Here is a 15476-nt window from a genome sequence, read left to right on the forward strand (position 1 = left end):
CCTGTCGCCATCCCACCGTCGAGCTACCGGAGGACCGTCATGAAGCAGTACCTGCTTTCCGTGCATTTCGTCGAGGGCGCGCCGACGCCGTCTGACGAGGAGATGCAGACCATGTTCAGGGAGACCGATCGGATCAACGACGAACTGCAGGCCGCGGGCGCCTGGGTCTTCGCCGGGGGACTCCTGTCGCCGGACAGCGCCACCGTCGTCCGGATCGAGAACGGCACCACCACCATGAGCGATGGGCCGTTCGCCGAGACGAAGGAGCACATTGCCGGATTCTGGATCATCAGGTGCGCGGACCTGGACCAGGCGCTGGCTTGGGCCGAGAAGTGCGCGGCGGCCTGCGGCCCGGTCGAGGTGCGCCCCTTCGACGACCTGTCCCAAGCCTGAACAGAAGCCGGTCATTCGACATGGACCTGGCAAGCATCTACCGCGCGGAGTACGGCCGCTGCGTCGCCACCCTGGCCCGCCTCCTCGGTGACATCAACCTCGCCGAGGAGGCGGTCCAAGACGCCTTCACCACGGCGCTGCAGAAGTGGCAGACTCCGCCGCCGAACCCGGGCGCCTGGATCGTGACCACCGCACGCAACCGGGCCGTCGACCGGCTCCGCCGGGAGTCGACCCGCGAGGCCCGGCACGCCCAGGCCCTGCTGCTGCACCAACAGGACGAGCCCCAGGAGGTGGGACCGGTGAAAGACGACCAGCTGCGACTCATCTTCACCTGCTGCCACCCGGCGCTCGCTCCTGACGCGCGGACCGCCCTCACGCTCCGCCTGCTCGGCGGCCTCGAAGTACCGGAGATCGCCCGGGCCTACCTGATTCAGGAGGCGACCGTCGCCCAGCGAATCGTGCGCGCCAAGAAGAAGATCCGCGACGCCGGCATTCCTTACCGAGTACCCGCCGAACATGAGCTGCCGGACCGGCTGCCGCCCGTGCTCACCGTGCTCTACCTGATGTTCAACGAGGGCTACACGTCCACCGCCGGACCGCTGATCAGAACCGACCTGTGCACCGAGGCGATCCGGCTCGCCCGCGAACTCGCCGCGCTGATGCCCGACGAGCCCGAGGTCCTCGGCCTGCTCGCCCTGCTGCTGCTCACCGAGGCGCGCCGCCCGGCCCGGCTCGACCCGACCGGCGAACTGGTGCTGCTGGCCGACCAGGACCGGTCGTTGTGGAACCGGACACTCATCGCCGAGGGCCACGACCTGGTCCGCCGTTGCCTGCGGCGCAACCGGCCCGGCCCATACCAGATCCAGGCCGCGATCAGCGCGGTGCACACCGACGGCACCGCCACCGACTGGCCGCAGGTCCTGGCACTCTACGACCAGCTCCTCTCGCTCGCGCCGACCCCGATCGTCGCGCTCAACCGTGCGGTCGCCGTCGCCGAGGTGCACGGACCCGCGGTAGCCCTCGCCGCGTTGGAGGACGTCGATCTCCCGGGCTACCACCGGCTGCCCGCCACCCGGGCCGAACTGCTGGCCCGGCTCGGACGCGACGCAGAGGCCCGAGCCGCCTACGACCAGGCCATCGCACTGGCCACCAATGAGACCGAGCGTGCCTTCCTGCAGACCCGTCGTACCGAACTCACACGCACAAGGAGAGCATCATGACCGCTATCTACACCTTCGACATCTTTTCCAGCCTCGATGGCTTCGCCACCCACAGCGGCAACTGGGGCGGCTACTGGGGTAAGCAGGGCCCCGAGTTGCTCGAGCACCGCCTCGCCTTGTATAGCGAGGAGCAGCGCATGGTCTTCGGGGCCGACACGTACCGGGTGTTCGCGCGGATGCTGGCCGCGAGCACCGAGGAGTCCGAGGTCCGTGACGCCTGGGTCACCCGGATGAGGAGCCTCCCGGCGACGGTGGTGTCGAGCACGCTGGAAGGACCCCTCGACTGGCCGGACGCGACCGTCGTGAGCGGTGACGCCGTTGACGCCGTCGCCCGGCTCAAGGAGGAGTCCGAGGTGCCCTTGCGCTCGCACGGCAGCCTGTCGTTGAACCGGGCGCTGATGGCCGCCGGTCTGGTCGACCGCGTCCAGGTGACGCTTTTCCCGGTCATCAGCGGTCAGACCGGGACGGAGCCGATCTTCCAGGGGGCGGCCGACTTCGACCTGGAGTTGATAGGGAGCCGGACACTCGACGGTCGCACCCAGGAACTCATCTACCGGCCCACCCTGCATGTCTGACCGTCCGTGCACCCCTACCCCGCCACGCGGTCGAACCTGACCCGCAGTTCCCGCCATCGCCACCCCGGCGGCGCGGGAGCTGGGTCCCTCGGTGACACGTTGCCGCAGCCAGGTGGCTGGAGATCGTCGCGCTTCGTACGCCGCTTCGGCTGGTTGGCCTGGCAGCGCCGGCTCGTAGGCGAGATGAGTGCGTCGGGACGTACTCCTCTGCTTGTGGTCACGGCCCTGGCCGTGTCCGGATCTGCCGCCGACCGTGCGCGAGGTACCGACGGCCGAGGCCCTGTCCCTGGTGGTGTGGCCCCCGTAGCGTGTTCGCGTGGAGGAGATCGCGCGGTACGGATGGCTGGACGAGTCGCCGCTCTGTGAGGCGGCCTGTGTGACGTTCGTTGAGAGTATGGACCTCGTTGCGGTGGCGGCGGCATTCGGCGGCTCGCTCGAGGAGGCGGTCGATGTCGAGTTCGACGGCGACTACGAGCCTGACTATGCGCATGAGACCGTCGTGCTGCGCCAGGTCGGCGACTGGGTCGTCGCGATCGAGGACAACGGCTGGCAGGGCAGTCGGCCGGAGGTCCTGCGCCGGTTGACCGGGGGCCGCGCGGTCAGCTGCTTCTGGAACGTCAATGCCGTCACCCGCTTCAACTACGCCAACCACGGCACGGTGGTGACCGAGTTCGAGGCGCTGTTCCCCGACGACCGCGGCGGGTTCGATCCGGACGCGCTCGAGAACCTGCGGGCCAGCCTGCCGTGGGACAAGGCGATCGGCGCGACGGAGCAGTTGATGTTGGCCCTCGCGGCACGGATCACTGGCCTTGAGTTCGCCCCGGACCTGCTGGCCGGGCCGATGCCGGCGGTGCCGCTCCGGCCGTGGCCGCAGGACGTCGTCGAGCGGGTCTATCCGCGGTACGAAGCGCTGACCCACGAGGACCCCGAGCTGTCGTACGCTCTGCAGCAGGCCGATGAGCTGGCGCTATGGAGCGTGGCTAGGGTCGCCACCGACCGGGCGGCTTTCGCCGCCGGGATGCGCGAGCACCCCACGCTCGCGGCGGTGATCGCCGGCGAGGAGGCACCAGCGGGCCGGCTCGACGCGCTCGCGCGGGACCTGGAGGTGGGGGGAGATGCCCCGCAGTTCCGCGCCGTCCAGGCGGCCCGGGCGTGCACGAGCCCGACCGCGCTTGCCGCCGCCTTCCGGGCGGTCACCGAGGCAGGGCTCGCGATACGGGCGGCGCGGGCCGACGCGCGAGCGCTGCGCGACGCCCTGTTGACCGAGCTCGGCTCGCCCGAGCCGCCCAGCGGGTCGGGCGGACTCGCCAGCGCCACCTGGTTGGACGAGCACTGGTTGGGCTGGGCCGGCTGCGCCACGTACATCCGCGGCGTGGACGTCACCGAGGTGACCGCAGCGCTGGGCGCCGATCCGGACGCGATCGGCACCAGCGCGGTCACGCTGAGCACGCAGCGCCTGGCGTGGACACGGGTGGTCGGCGAGTGGGTCGTCGTCCTGGAACCGGGCCGGCGACCCAGGCCGGCCGACCCGCTGCTGGAGCGGCTCAGCGTCCGCGGCGAGGCGGCCCAGGCGGAGTGGGACACGATCAGCAACGTCTGGTTCCGCCACGCGGTCGGCGGTGTGCTCCGTGGGCGGTTCAACGGCTACGCGCCCGAGCAGGTTAGGGGTCGCGGATCCGCACGCACTGGACGCGCTCGTCGCGGAGCTGCCGATTCCCCGGCCGGGCGCGGACGGCGGCGGACAGGCCATTGGGCTGTTGGCTCTGGCGGCCCGGCTGACGGGCATCGAACTGGCCGCGTCGGCGCTCGACGAGCATTGGAACGCCCACCGGCTCCCCTGACGGCTATCCGGAGCGGATGCGGGTGTGGAACCGCAACCATCCCCGAGCGCCGAGCGCCGAGCGCGGTAGCGGCGCGAGCGTCGGTTGCGCGTCAGGCGCGCCCGAGGATGATGTCTGCCGCTCGCCAGGCCATCGCCATCATCGGCCCGTTGAGGTTTCCTGAGACCATGACCGGCAGCACGGAGCAGTCGACGACCCGCAGGTTGGTCACGCCCCGCACCCGCAGTTGGGAGTCGACCACGTCGTCGTCGGTTGGGCCCATGGCGCAGGTGCCCATCGCGTGGTAGCCGCAGTAGCCGTGCTCGAACGCCGCGTCGATGATCTCCTGGTCGCTACGCAGATCCGCGCCGGGTAGCGTCTCCGCCTTGATCCGTTTCGCGATCGGGCCCGTGGCGAAGAGCTCCCGCATCCGGCGGAATAGGTCCGCCCCGACCCTCCGGTCGTGTTCCGTGGCGAGGTAGTTGGGCACGATCTCCAACGGCGCGTCCGGGTCCGTTGAGGTGATGCGCACACTTCCTTCGCTGTCCGGCCGCAGGATCGTGCCCAGGCACATCGCGCCCGGTTCCCGCTCCAGCGGCAGCTGCTTGCCTGGCACCTGTGGGCCCGCCGAGAACGGCGCCGCCAGCAGTTGCGCGTCGGGGCGGTCGAGTTCGGGGCGCGTCTTGAAGAACCCGGTCACGTCGTAGACGGGGAGGGCGAGCGGCCCCCGGCGGGTCACCAGGTAGCGCACACCAGCCATCGCCTGCCGGGGCTTGGTGTTGAGCACCCGGTTGTACCCGAGGTTTTCGGTGAGGCGGAACTGCAGCTTGAAGTACCGGTGCTCGCGCAACCGGGCGCCGACGTTCGGGCTGTCGACGAGTACGTCGACCCCGGCCGACCGCAGCGTGTTGGCGGGCCCGATGCCCGACAGTTGCAGCAGCTTCGGTGTCGCGACGCTGCCCGACGCGATGATCACTTCGCGGGTGGCCGCATAGTCGACCGTCCGGCCTGCTCGCCGGGTACGCACGCCGATGGCCTTGCCGCCCTCGAACAGGATGCGCAGCACGAGGGTGTTGACGGTGATGGTCAGGTTCCGGCGACGCGCGACCGGGTGGAGAAAGGCGGCGGCCGCGCTCACCCGGCGGCCGTTTTTGATGGTGGCCATGGTGTAGCCAATGCGCTCGTCGTCGGTGGCGTTGAGGTCCCGCTCGCGCTTCCAGCCGAGTTCGACGCCGGAGGCGATGGTCTCCTCGCACAGCTCGTCGGACTCCGCCGGCGCCACCGCCGAGACGTGCAGCGGCCCCCCGGCGCCGCGTACGTCGGAGGCGCCCAGCTCGTGGTCCTCGATCTTCTTGAAAATCGGCAGGACGCTGTCCCAGCCCCAGCCGGGGTTGCCGAGCCGTTCGATCTCGTCGTAGTCGGCGCGGTTGCCCCGGTTGTAGACCATGCCGTTGATCGAGCTCGACCCGCCGAGCACCTTACCCCGCGGCCACACCTCGACCCGGCCGGTCGGCCCGAACGGGCGGACCGGGTAGTGCCAGGCGGTCTTCGGGCTGTCCATGACTTGCACGAAGCCCTTCGGAATCCTGATGAGAGGGTGGCTGTCCTCACCGCCGGCCTCGATCAACAGCACCCGCGCGTCGGGGTCTTCGGAGAGGCGGTTGGCGAGCACGCAACCCGCCGATCCCGCTCCGACGATGACGTAGTCGAACTCGTCCACGCGAATCCTTTCCTGCCTGTGGCCGGGCGGGTCAGCCGGGGCGGTGCGGCGCGCCACAAACCGCCACAGCGCCGCAAGCGGCTCCACGGGCGAGCCGCACGCTGGCCGGGGGAACACCGCCCGTGCGACGCTGCCGCCAATGATGGCAGGAGATGGCGATCGATGGGAGAGCGTCACGTCAACGACGGCTGGGCGTACGGCGCGCACGCGGCGTACGCCCAAGGACTACACCCTTCTGGTGTATGGCTCTCCGAGCAGGAACATCGGGTCCGCCGCCATCCGGGGCTACCGCGGCGGCCGCCGCCGCTACGACCACCTGTGGCAGCGCATCGGCAAATACCTGCCCTGGGTCGCCGTCCAGCAGATCAGCGTCGCCGACGCGGACCCAATGACAGCGATGCTCTGCCTCAGGGGCGGTAGGGCCGGAAGAATTCGCGCAGTTCCTCGGCGTACAACTGCGGCTGCTCGAACGGGGCGAAGTGCCCGCCGCGGACGTGTTCGGTCACTCGCACGGTGTTGGCGATCCGATCGAGCCAGGCCCGTGGCGGTCGTACAAGATCGGCGGGGAACAGCGAGAAGCCTGACGGTACGTCGACGCGGCGGGCGTGCTGCGCGGGCGGGATGGCGCTGTTGACGCGGTACATCCGCATGGCCGAGCCGATCGTGCCGGTGAGCCAGTAGATGGTGATGTTGGTGAGAATCTCGTCACGGGTGAAGGCACGTTCGACGTCGCTGGCGCAGTCGCTCCACGCACGCAGCTTCTCCACGATCCAGGCGGCGAGCCCGGCGGGTGAGTCGTTGAGCCCGATGGCTGCGGTCTGCGGCTTGGTGCGGTGCATGGCGGCGTAGGCGCCCTCGGCCGTGGCCCAGTCGGTGGCGCTGTTGAGGAAGTCACGCTCCTCGGGCGCCAGGTCGGCGCGGTCGCCGAGATAGACGGGCAGGCCCGCGTCCATCCGGTGCACGCCTACGACCCGGTCGGGGTGATCGAGGGCGAGGTAGCGGCTCACCCCGCTGCCGATGTCGCCGCCGGCCGCGCCGAAACGTTCGTAGCCGAGGCGGTCCATGAGCTCGGCCCACAGCCCTGCGACCGCAATCGTGTCCGGGGGTGTTCCGGTGGGCCGGTCGGAGTAGCCGTAGCCGGGCATGTCCGGCACAACGACGTCGAACGCGTCGGCAGGATCTGCGCCATGTGCGCCGGGATCCGTCAGCAACGGGATGACTTTGGTGTAACGCCAGAAGGAGTCGGGCCAGCCGTGGCTCAGTATCAGCGGCAGTGCCGCTCCGGCCGGCGCTTTGGCGCGGGCATGGACGAAGTGGACGCGATGCCCACCGAGCGTCGTCCGGTAGCGGGGCAACCGATTGAGCGCCGCCTCTTGCGCCGGCCAGTCGAAGCCGTCGGCCCAGTAGTCGGCGAGCTCGCGTAGGTACGCCACGTCGGCGCCCTGTGACCATCCCGCGTCCTCGGGCGCGTCAGGCCACCGCGTTGCCTGTAGCCGTGCGCGGAGGTCGTCGAGAGCTGCAGGCCTGGTGCTCGTGGTGAACAGCTCGGTCATGACTGAAACGGTACGAGATGATCGGCCGCGTTGGAGTCTGCCGCATGACGAGCGGGTTTGTGTTATGAGCTCACACTACCTGGGCGGCCATCTTTACTTGTCGTTTCGGTGTGGCGTCGTGTCGGCTGCGACGGTGAACGGGTGGCGCAAGCGGTGCATCGCCACCTCACCGCGGTCGTATGCACGAGGCGCGGGCTTCTCTTCTTCCGCGGTGGACGGAGCAAGAAACTGTGCCATGCAACCGCAGGCCCCAGCAGGGGTCAGGCTGCCGAAACGCGGAGCGCCGGCAACCGGGTGCCGGTCGCAGCTGAACCCGCCGGGGACTGTCGCCGGGTGGGCGTCGGGTGTGCGCGTCACGGTCATGCGATGCCCTCCTCGAACGGCACGTCGCAAAGAAGGCACGGGCCGCAGGCCACGGGACATCGCAAAAACGAGCCTGAACAAATGATGGTAGATGAGACGCCAAACGACGGCCCGCTGAACCAGTCAGGCCGCCGCGGCAAAGCGTGGATCAGAGCGGGCGGATATCCGACGCCTGCGGGCCCTTCGGGCCCTGGGTGATGTCGAACTCCACCCGCTGGTTCTCCGCGAGGCTGCGGAAGCCGCTCGCGGAGATCGCCGAGAAATGGGCGAAAACGTCGGCGCCGCCGCCGTCCTGGCTGATGAAGCCGAAGCCCTTGTCACCGTTGAACCACTTCACGGTACCTGTAGCCATGTCTGCTCCTTCGCAGGCTGTTGGAGACCGCACTGTGCGGACTCGCGCGCCGCCGCGTTGATCAGCCGCGTCGGAAACGACACGAAACGAAAAAAGCGCCTTGATGGGTTTTGGTTAACCCATCAGGCGCCGAAACGTCTACGGAAATCAAAACTGCAACCTGGCCACCATAACACAGAATCCGGCGGCCGCCGCCAGCCCCATGCGCGCGGCCCGTCACAGCACTGCACCGCGAGGCGCAACTTCGATCGCTGCGACGCCTCGGCCGTAGAGCACGACGAGCCGATCACCGTGTTTGGTGCGCAGCACTCCCGAATCCTGCGCCAGTGTCGAGATCACGTGTTCCACAAGCTCGTCCTCGTCGGAGACGTCCGGTTCGTCGTACGTGAGGTCCAGGCGGTCGCCGCCGATGAGCCGGACGCGTAGCACCGTAGTTGCCATGGCGTAGAAGTTAGTCGAGTCGGCATGCCAGGTGCAGTGGCGCTGTCGCGGGCTCACTCGGTCGGCTCGCGCAGCCAGATGTACCGACCTGTAACCGCTGCTGTAGGTCGCAGGTCGCCGACACAGGCGAGGCTCGGACGATGGACCACACCCGGGCGGAGGTGACAATGGACATGAGACGAGGTCGTGTCGATCTTCGCCGAGAGGGAGCCACATCCATCGCTGGAGTCAGCTCCCTGAGCTGGCAGCGGCACCGCTGCGTGTAGTGCGCGTAGAGTGGGAAGTGGATCAGTTCGTCAACATCGTTGGCGGGCCAGCGCCTACCGGGCGTGCTGCCCGAGTCTCGGCAGTGTCCACGGGACAACTTCGAGGTTTGAGGGCCGAGCGTTGGTAGACCATCCGATCGCCACCGACACTTCAGTGTGCTGACGGACAACGCCGCGTCCGTTACAGGCGACGACCAGTGACGCCGTGGGGCAAATAATCATGATCGGAGGCATGGCTGGGTCCAGTGGTGGGTCATCCCCTTCAGGCGGCCCTTCGGGAAACGTCTGCCCCAGGCATAACGACGCGTTGGCGTCGCGCCAGCGATCATGCCTGGGTCATCAGCCGCTACCTTGCGGCAACAATCAGCCAATCCCGCCCAGCCCGGTACGACGAGGCCGTTGCGGCACGGCTGCGGCAGGTGGGCCAATCTGGCTGGCTTGACCGAGCAACACCGACACCACAGGAGAAGGACATGACTTTCGTATTAGCCCCGCCCACGGTCTCTCCGTCACCGTTGCGCGAGCCCGCCAAGACCCTCCGCGAAAAAGGGGCAGACAGTTTCCACGCCGCCCTCGCCGCGGTCTTGGCCGCCGGGCTGGAGAATGCTCTTGAAGCGGGTGACCACCCGAGAGCGATCAGCTTCATCAACCGCGGCTTCGCAGAAGGAAGTCCGCAGCTGGGCTGCGACCTCCTCTGCCGGGCAATTGCGGTCGTCGGAACAGCTCGGACTTGGACCGTGCAGCTCGCGCCCCTGCGTCACCGTAGCTCCCTGGATTGACGCAGCCCGCCGCGCTGCGAATCGCTGCTGCACGAGTACTACCCGGCGTTCCGCGGCGCCTTCACCGACCGTACGAGCTCGTTCTCCTCAGCCGCAACGGACAGGTTGTCGGTCGCGGGCACCGGCTGAACGTTGGACAGCACGGGGATGAGGGACGAACCCAGGCTCCAGAGCAGGTCACTACGCCATCAGGTGCCAGCACGGAGAAAAGGTGATCCCGGCAGCCGGGTCGACGGGTCAACTTGAAGGCACGCAGCCGGTGAGAACTCGGGTCAGACCCGACCGCCGAGATCGCCATCAACATCATCCCCGTGACAACTCGCGGACGGTGATGCCGCAGCTGGTGAACCATGCGTGGGCGCGGTGCCACAACGCGACCGCAGTGTCCCGAGTCTCGTCGGCAAGGATCTCGGTGTAGGCCAGCCGGGAGCGGTTGCGTTTGCCCTGCTGACGTCCTCGGGTGCGCCAACCGCCGCCGTCGGGGATGGTGCCGAGCTTCTTCACGTCGACGTGGACCAGGTCCCCGGGAGCGGCATGCTCATAGCGACGCACGCACCGGCCGGTGGCCCTCTAGGGCGTGGGCGGGAAGAATTCGTGGGGTAGGCAGGCGCCGAGCTGGCTGCCGCCCCGGGAAAGAAAGATCTCGATGTGTACGTGGGAGTTGACCGCGTTGCCGGTGGAGCCGGTGAGTCCGAGCCGGTCGCCGACACTGACTGGGGTGCCGGCGCGTACCGCGATGTCGTACATGTGGGAGTAGTAGACCCGTACCGTCAGCTCGTCGGGCGTGCTGCCGCGGTAGACGTGGCCCACCGACACCGAGGCCGCGCGCCGGTGGTCGTCGGCGCCGGCCGAGCGCAGCCATAGCAGCAGCTGCCAGATCCGGTTGACCAACCTGCGCCGTTCGGTGTCGTACGCGGAGCTGCTGTCGCTGGAGAGCAGCTCCCGTACCGAGGTGAGCAGCTCGCCCACGGTGATGTGGGTGACGATACGACCCAGCCCGAACGCGCCCGAGTCGGCGTGCAGCTGATCCCGGCGGAACAGTACCGTCCCCACCGGCAGGCCGCGGGCACGCACCACCCCGGCTTCCAGGTCCCGGACGATCCCGGCGCGCAGCGCGTCGAAGGCGGCGGCGTTGTCGATCGGGGTGAGGTTGCGGGCGACCAGGCCGGTGAGCAGCCGGGACACCTCGCTGCCGCTGAACGACCGGGTGAGCACCTCGGCCGGGGCGATCTCGTCGTCGCCATGCTCGCGCAGCAGCGCCCCCAGCTCCGTCTCCTGCGACCCCTGCCGGCCGAGCAGGCCGTACGCGATCTTGCCGAAGATGTCCTGGAGGTCGTCGGACGCGCGCGTCTCGACCACCACGCTGCCACCCACCAGGCGGTACGCCGCCGCGTCTTCCGGGGTGGTACGGAACCGCTCGGGGAGCCGGAACTCCTGCGGCGCGGAGAGCCGCAGCGGCAGGCCGGCGTGGCAGTTCCAGTCGACGGCGTTGTCGCCGTGGCCGGGGTAGCTCAGCCACTGCACCTGGCCGGTGGTATGTGCCGAGATCCCGATGTCGCGGCGCCGCTCCACCGACGAGCTGACCTTCAGGAACGAGTCCATGAACAGCTCCAGGCCGAGGTTGTGGCTGTTCTTCAGTAGCCGCTCCAGGAGCAGCTCGTACCGCTGCCAGCGGCCGGTCTCGTCGGCGACCGACAGCCGGTGGCTCGTCAGGGATGTGAGTTCCTGGTCCATGCGCTGCAGCAGGGCGTCGCGTTCCTGGCGGGCCTCGTCGTGCCGGATCCCGCGGCGTTCGGCGTCCTGGTACGCCGCGATCCGGCTCATCGTCGCGCCGCTGAGCGTCTGGCGGAGGCTGCCGATCTCGCGGTTCATCGTCGCGAGCTCCTGCTGCTGCTCCTGAATCTGGGGCCAGAGCACCCGCAGCCGGGCCCGGGCAGCGGAACGGGTGTCACGGGTCTCCGCGGAGGAGCCGGCTTGCCGGCGCAGCCGCTCCCGTTCCGCCCGGTCGGCGCTCAGCACGACCTCCAGGTCGGTCCGGCGGCGGGTCAGCTCTCGCAGCCGCCGGTACGTCTCCAGGTCGGTCGGCGACGGTGGTACCACACCGGCCAGCCGCGCCACCAGCTGTCGCCGCTGCCAGTCGGCCCGTCGGCTGGCGAGCATGGTGAGCTGCCGTTCCACCAGCGCCTGGTGGGTGTGCGGCACGTGGACGGTGGCGTCGACGAGGGCGTTTACTGCGATGCTGAGCCGGTTGCGGCCCCGCCGCACCGCCCCGGTCAGGTCGCGGAACATGCCTGGCTCCGAGTCGCGGCGGCCCAACCGCTCGGCGGTGATCACCACGCCGAGCGCGATCGTCCGCTCGTACCAAGCGAGCAGCGCGTGCAGCCGGGTCAGGGCGGCGCCCCATGCCGGGCCGTGTAGCAGCGACAGCAGCACCGCGAGCACCATGTCGTGCGGCGCGTCGGCCGGTACGGCGGCGCCCAGCTCGCTTCGGTATGCGTCCGTCGCGGCGACGACGGCGCTCATCGTACGCCGAACCTCGTCGCGCGCCGCGGGGTCCAGTAGCGCACGCACCGCAGGTGAGCTGGCGCGCCCCAGCGTGGCGGTGCTGCCGTCGGCGAGCACCGTCGCCAACGCCTGCCGCAGCGGAGACGACCCGCTCCCGCCATCGGCACCACCACCGTCGGGCGGGTCACCGCCGCCGTCCCCACCCGTCGGGGGCAGGGTGACGCGGTGCGGCGGGATCACGTCGTCGGTCAGCGACGCCGATGAGCCCGCCGCGTCTGGATCGAACCAGCCGGCGGCGGTGATGTCGGCCAGCAGCAGCTCCAGGAACCGCCGGAAGTCCTCGCTACCGTCCATGGTGGAGCCGAGCGGCCGAACCCGTCACCGGTCGTCCGATCCGACCGGCCGCCACGTGCCGTCGTCCTGCTTGACCCAGCGCGGCAGCTCGCTGTCCGGGCGCAACCGGACCAGCCGGGTCGGCACGCGTACCGGCCAGGGCGCTCCCTCCGGCACCTCGTCGCCGGGGGCGCCGGTACGTTCCTGGATCTCCCTGACGATCGGCAGGTACTCGGGGTCGGTGATCTCCGGCGGTGGCCCGCCCTGCCACACCTGACCGGTACGCATGAAGTGCTCCACCGCGGTCTCGAACCCCTCCCGCACCGGCAGCAGCACCCGCGCGGCACCAGAGCGTACGAACTCGGCGAACTCCGGGTCGCTGTTGTCGTACCGCACCCGGTCCAGCCAGGTGCTCTTCCGGCCCCAGAAGTACGGGTAGAACAGGAAACTCATCAGCTGCCACTCGAAGGCGTGTTCAAAGAACCGGATGTAGTTGCCCTGCTCCTCGACCACCGCCACGTCCACCTGCGGCACGCCCAGAGCCCCGGTCTCCACCGCGTCGAAGGCGTCGAAGTGCTGGTGGGTCAGCACCGAGATGCACGCCTTCTTCAGCTCGGTGAGCTCCAGCGCCCGGTTGGCCCCCGGGTTCCGGCCGTCGATGACCACCCCCTGGTTGGCCGCCGCACGGGCCGTCGCCTCGTCGAACCGCGCCTGCTGCTCCAGGTACGCCTGCTTGATCTCGGCGTGGGTACGGATCTGCCAGTCCAGCATCGCCCGCTCCGTACGCCGGCAGACCACCTCTACGCTGACCGCGAACAGCGGCGTGTCGTTGGCGACCATCGTGATCGGGATGGTGCCTTCCTCCAGGTCGAGGTTCGCCGACCGCAGACCGGAGTGCGACTCGTACAGGAACACCCTGCGCCCGACCGAGACGTACATCTGGGATCCGGAGAAGCCGGCGGTGACGTGGGCCTGCATTGCGGTGTACCCCTCGGGGATGGTCAGATCCTGGCGCTGCGACATGTCGCCGGCCTCGCCGCCGCCGCCCGAGGAGAAGGTCACCGATCGGGTCTCCTCGAACCGCGGCGGCGGCTGGATGCCGGTGGCGTGGTACTTGTTCGCCCAGTAGAGGTAGTCGGCTTCGGTGAGCTGGCCGGCGTCGAGTTCGAACGGCTCCGGCCGAGGCCGCCCCACCTCCCGGGTGGCGTCCTCCTCCAGCGCGCCGGTGAGGAACATCGCCGGCTCCGGAATCACGAAGTCGTACATGGTGCGACCGCCGTAGCGGAACAACTGGGCTTCGTACCACTTGTCCACCCACTGGTAGACACCGACCACGTGGCCGTCCCCGTTGACGTTGTCGACGCTGTGGTCGTTGATCTCCTCCACCTCGCGGGTCACCCGAAGCGTCTCCTGGGTGCGGATCCGCTCGGCGAGCCGGCTCACCGACTTGTCGACCACCTCGCGGGCGTACTCGCTGGCCTTCTTCCGGGCACTCTCCCGGGCGTTGGTGTACGCCGCCCGCGCGTTCGCCTCGATCACCACGGCGGGGCTGACCTGGGCCCGGATCCGCAGCCCGCCCTCGACCTCCGCCTCCTCCTTGAGCACCTCGGACGCCTCGTGGCTGAGTTCGAAGCGCTCGCTGGTCTCCAGGTCGCGCTCCTCCTCCCGCTCGATCTCGCGCTCGGTCACGAAGATCTCCTCGGTGACCTCGCGACGCCGGTGGGTGCGCTGCTTGTTCTCACCCCGCAGCACGTTCTCGATATGGGCGACCTCGCCGGGCTCGTATCCGATGAGCTGCTGCCGCACCACCAGCAGCTCAGCCTCCCCGACCGGCCGTACCGTGCCGTGGGTGGTCGGCAGCGGCTGCCGGTCGCCTCCGGGGAACCGCCACAGGAACGCGCCACCGAGTCCGTACGTGCCGGCTCGGAACATGTCGGCCAGCGCCAGTACGGTGTTTCCCGCCGTGGGGCGCAGGTCGCGTACCAACCCGGCCTTCTCGGTGTCCAGCCGAGCCACCACCTGGCTCACCGAGTCCCGCGACAGGTCCAGCCCCAGCTGGCCGAGGTAGCGGCGACTGGCTTCGCTGATCACCTTGACACCGGCGTCGGAGAGCCCGAGCCTGGGGGCGTCCTGGGTGCCCGCGATGCTGATGCCAGCGGCCTTCGCGGCAGCCTTCGGCGCGGGTCGGCCGTCGTCGAGCCGCGCGCCGCCCGGCTTTTGCGGATCGCCGTCAAGGGTACGGAAGAACCGGGGAGCGATCGTGGTCAGCTCCCTCACGACGCTGTCGATGACCTGCCCCTGCCGACCGACCTGCTGCAAGTCCGCCAGCGGCGGCACCGTGCGCGCCGGAGGTGCGGCGGTGTCCGGCCGCTGTGGCGCCAGCTTCAGCCCCGAGAGCACCGGCAGCACCAGCGGCATGTCGAGGATCGGCAGGGTGGCCGCCGCCCGGTCGTCGCCGTCGCGGTCCTCTACCCAGGCTTCGACGAAGCGCACCGCGCGCAGTAGCCCGACCAGCTCCGCCATCGCCCCCGGATCGCTGGTCGACAGCAGCTTCAGCGCCAGCGCGCTGTCGGCCAGCCGTTCCTTGCGCTCCCGCCACGACGTACCGCCGACCTGCTCGGCGTAGCCGTCACCGAGCACGTCGCGTACGGTCTGCTCCACCTGCTCCTCGGTGGGATCCCGCAACTCCATCAGCCTGGTACGCAGCTCGCGCAGCTGTGGCCCGCCGGCTACCCGCTCGGCGTCACCGATAAACCGGCCACTGTCGACGAACGCCCGCGCGCGCTCCATGACCTCGCCGCGGGGCTCGTCGCCGGTGACGCTGCCCAGCTCCTGCTGCAGCGGTGTGTCCGACACCGATACCGCGTCGGTCTCGGGATCCGCCGCTTCGGCGTTGCGCACCAATAGCATCCGAAAGACCTGTTCCATGCGTGCTGGCTCCCCACCGAGCGACGTCCATGATCGATTGCGGCTCGACAAATTGCACCAACAACGCCCGTGCTGGCGGAAGGGCTCGGTCGGAATTCGGTCACCAACCGCGCAGGTGCGGATGTCAATTCGGCGGTGCGCGATCTCAACCAGCCCGAGCTGGCCAGGAAATCGGTGCGTGCGGCAGTGGAGGCCTGGCTGTGGCCGGCCCTGCCTGGCTGGCCACAA

Annotated in this window: 10 protein-coding genes and 2 pseudogenes; 4 read left to right on the plus strand and 8 right to left on the minus strand. The window is 69.5% G+C overall.

Features of this window, described 5'->3' with window-relative positions; translation table 11 throughout:
- Nucleotides 1–39 precede the first annotated feature (39 nt).
- The 4 genes and pseudogenes from ACVCAH_RS24530 to ACVCAH_RS24545 all read left to right on the plus strand — a co-directional run.
- Nucleotides 40–393 (plus strand): YciI family protein, encoded by a 354-nt coding sequence (locus tag ACVCAH_RS24530; RefSeq protein ID WP_447138549.1) that lies wholly within the window; start codon nucleotides 40–42, stop codon nucleotides 391–393.
- 20 nt (nucleotides 394–413) lie between these two features.
- Nucleotides 414–1613 (plus strand): RNA polymerase sigma factor, encoded by a 1200-nt coding sequence (locus tag ACVCAH_RS24535; protein WP_447138550.1) that lies wholly within the window; start codon nucleotides 414–416, stop codon nucleotides 1611–1613.
- Complete coding sequence (locus tag ACVCAH_RS24540) at nucleotides 1610–2188, plus strand: dihydrofolate reductase family protein (RefSeq protein ID WP_447138551.1); 579 nt, start codon at nucleotides 1610–1612, stop codon at nucleotides 2186–2188. The genes ACVCAH_RS24535 and ACVCAH_RS24540 overlap by 4 nt, the downstream gene beginning before the upstream one ends.
- A gap of 316 nt (nucleotides 2189–2504) precedes the next feature.
- A pseudogene (locus ACVCAH_RS24545) lies at nucleotides 2505–3011 on the plus strand (DUF6461 domain-containing protein); the annotation flags it as partial.
- 1109 nt (nucleotides 3012–4120) lie between these two features.
- Here ACVCAH_RS24545 and ACVCAH_RS24550 read toward each other — a convergent pair.
- The 8 genes and pseudogenes from ACVCAH_RS24550 to ACVCAH_RS24585 form a co-directional block, all read right to left on the minus strand.
- The gene (locus tag ACVCAH_RS24550; protein ID WP_447138608.1) at nucleotides 4121–5728 is read right to left on the minus strand and encodes a GMC family oxidoreductase; all 1608 of its coding nucleotides are present in this window, start codon (nucleotides 5726–5728) and stop codon (nucleotides 4121–4123) included.
- Between the two features lie 407 nt (nucleotides 5729–6135).
- A complete protein-coding gene (locus ACVCAH_RS24555; RefSeq protein ID WP_447138552.1) occupies nucleotides 6136–7281 on the minus strand; it encodes an epoxide hydrolase family protein in 1146 nt (381 codons plus the stop codon).
- Between the two features lie 511 nt (nucleotides 7282–7792).
- Entirely contained in the window at nucleotides 7793–7996 is a 204-nt protein-coding gene (locus tag ACVCAH_RS24560) for a cold-shock protein (protein WP_447138553.1), read from the minus strand.
- A 216-nt stretch (nucleotides 7997–8212) separates the two neighbouring features.
- Nucleotides 8213–8437, minus strand: a complete 225-nt coding sequence (locus ACVCAH_RS24565; RefSeq protein WP_447138554.1) for a hypothetical protein — start codon at nucleotides 8435–8437, stop codon at nucleotides 8213–8215.
- A gap of 775 nt (nucleotides 8438–9212) precedes the next feature.
- On the minus strand, nucleotides 9213–9464 hold the full coding sequence (locus ACVCAH_RS24570) for a hypothetical protein (RefSeq protein WP_447138555.1): 252 nt from the start codon (nucleotides 9462–9464) through the stop codon (nucleotides 9213–9215).
- 333 nt (nucleotides 9465–9797) lie between these two features.
- A pseudogene (locus ACVCAH_RS24575) lies at nucleotides 9798–10052 on the minus strand (IS481 family transposase); the annotation flags it as partial.
- A complete protein-coding gene (locus ACVCAH_RS24580; protein WP_447138556.1) occupies nucleotides 10053–12341 on the minus strand; it encodes a peptidoglycan DD-metalloendopeptidase family protein in 2289 nt (762 codons plus the stop codon).
- A 24-nt stretch (nucleotides 12342–12365) separates the two neighbouring features.
- The gene (locus tag ACVCAH_RS24585; protein WP_447138557.1) at nucleotides 12366–15248 is read right to left on the minus strand and encodes a hypothetical protein; all 2883 of its coding nucleotides are present in this window, start codon (nucleotides 15246–15248) and stop codon (nucleotides 12366–12368) included.
- Nucleotides 15249–15476 lie beyond the last annotated feature (228 nt).

It is taken from the genome of Micromonospora sp. LZ34 (assembly GCF_052981855.1).

What these genes read in the sequence shown, in the direction of transcription:
- ACVCAH_RS24560 (WP_447138553.1), bottom strand. Translation starts at nt 7,996, where the DNA reads ATGGCTACAGGTACCGTGAAGTGGTTCAACGGTGACAAGGGCTTCGGC.
- ACVCAH_RS24530 (WP_447138549.1), top strand. Translation starts at nt 40, where the DNA reads ATGAAGCAGTACCTGCTTTCCGTGCATTTCGTCGAGGGCGCGCCGACG.
- ACVCAH_RS24565 (WP_447138554.1), bottom strand. Translation starts at nt 8,437, where the DNA reads ATGGCAACTACGGTGCTACGCGTCCGGCTCATCGGCGGCGACCGCCTG.
- ACVCAH_RS24585 (WP_447138557.1), bottom strand. Translation starts at nt 15,248, where the DNA reads ATGGAACAGGTCTTTCGGATGCTATTGGTGCGCAACGCCGAAGCGGCG.
- ACVCAH_RS24535 (WP_447138550.1), top strand. Translation starts at nt 414, where the DNA reads ATGGACCTGGCAAGCATCTACCGCGCGGAGTACGGCCGCTGCGTCGCC.
- ACVCAH_RS24540 (WP_447138551.1), top strand. Translation starts at nt 1,610, where the DNA reads ATGACCGCTATCTACACCTTCGACATCTTTTCCAGCCTCGATGGCTTC.
- ACVCAH_RS24555 (WP_447138552.1), bottom strand. Translation starts at nt 7,281, where the DNA reads ATGACCGAGCTGTTCACCACGAGCACCAGGCCTGCAGCTCTCGACGAC.
- ACVCAH_RS24580 (WP_447138556.1), bottom strand. Translation starts at nt 12,341, where the DNA reads ATGGACGGTAGCGAGGACTTCCGGCGGTTCCTGGAGCTGCTGCTGGCC.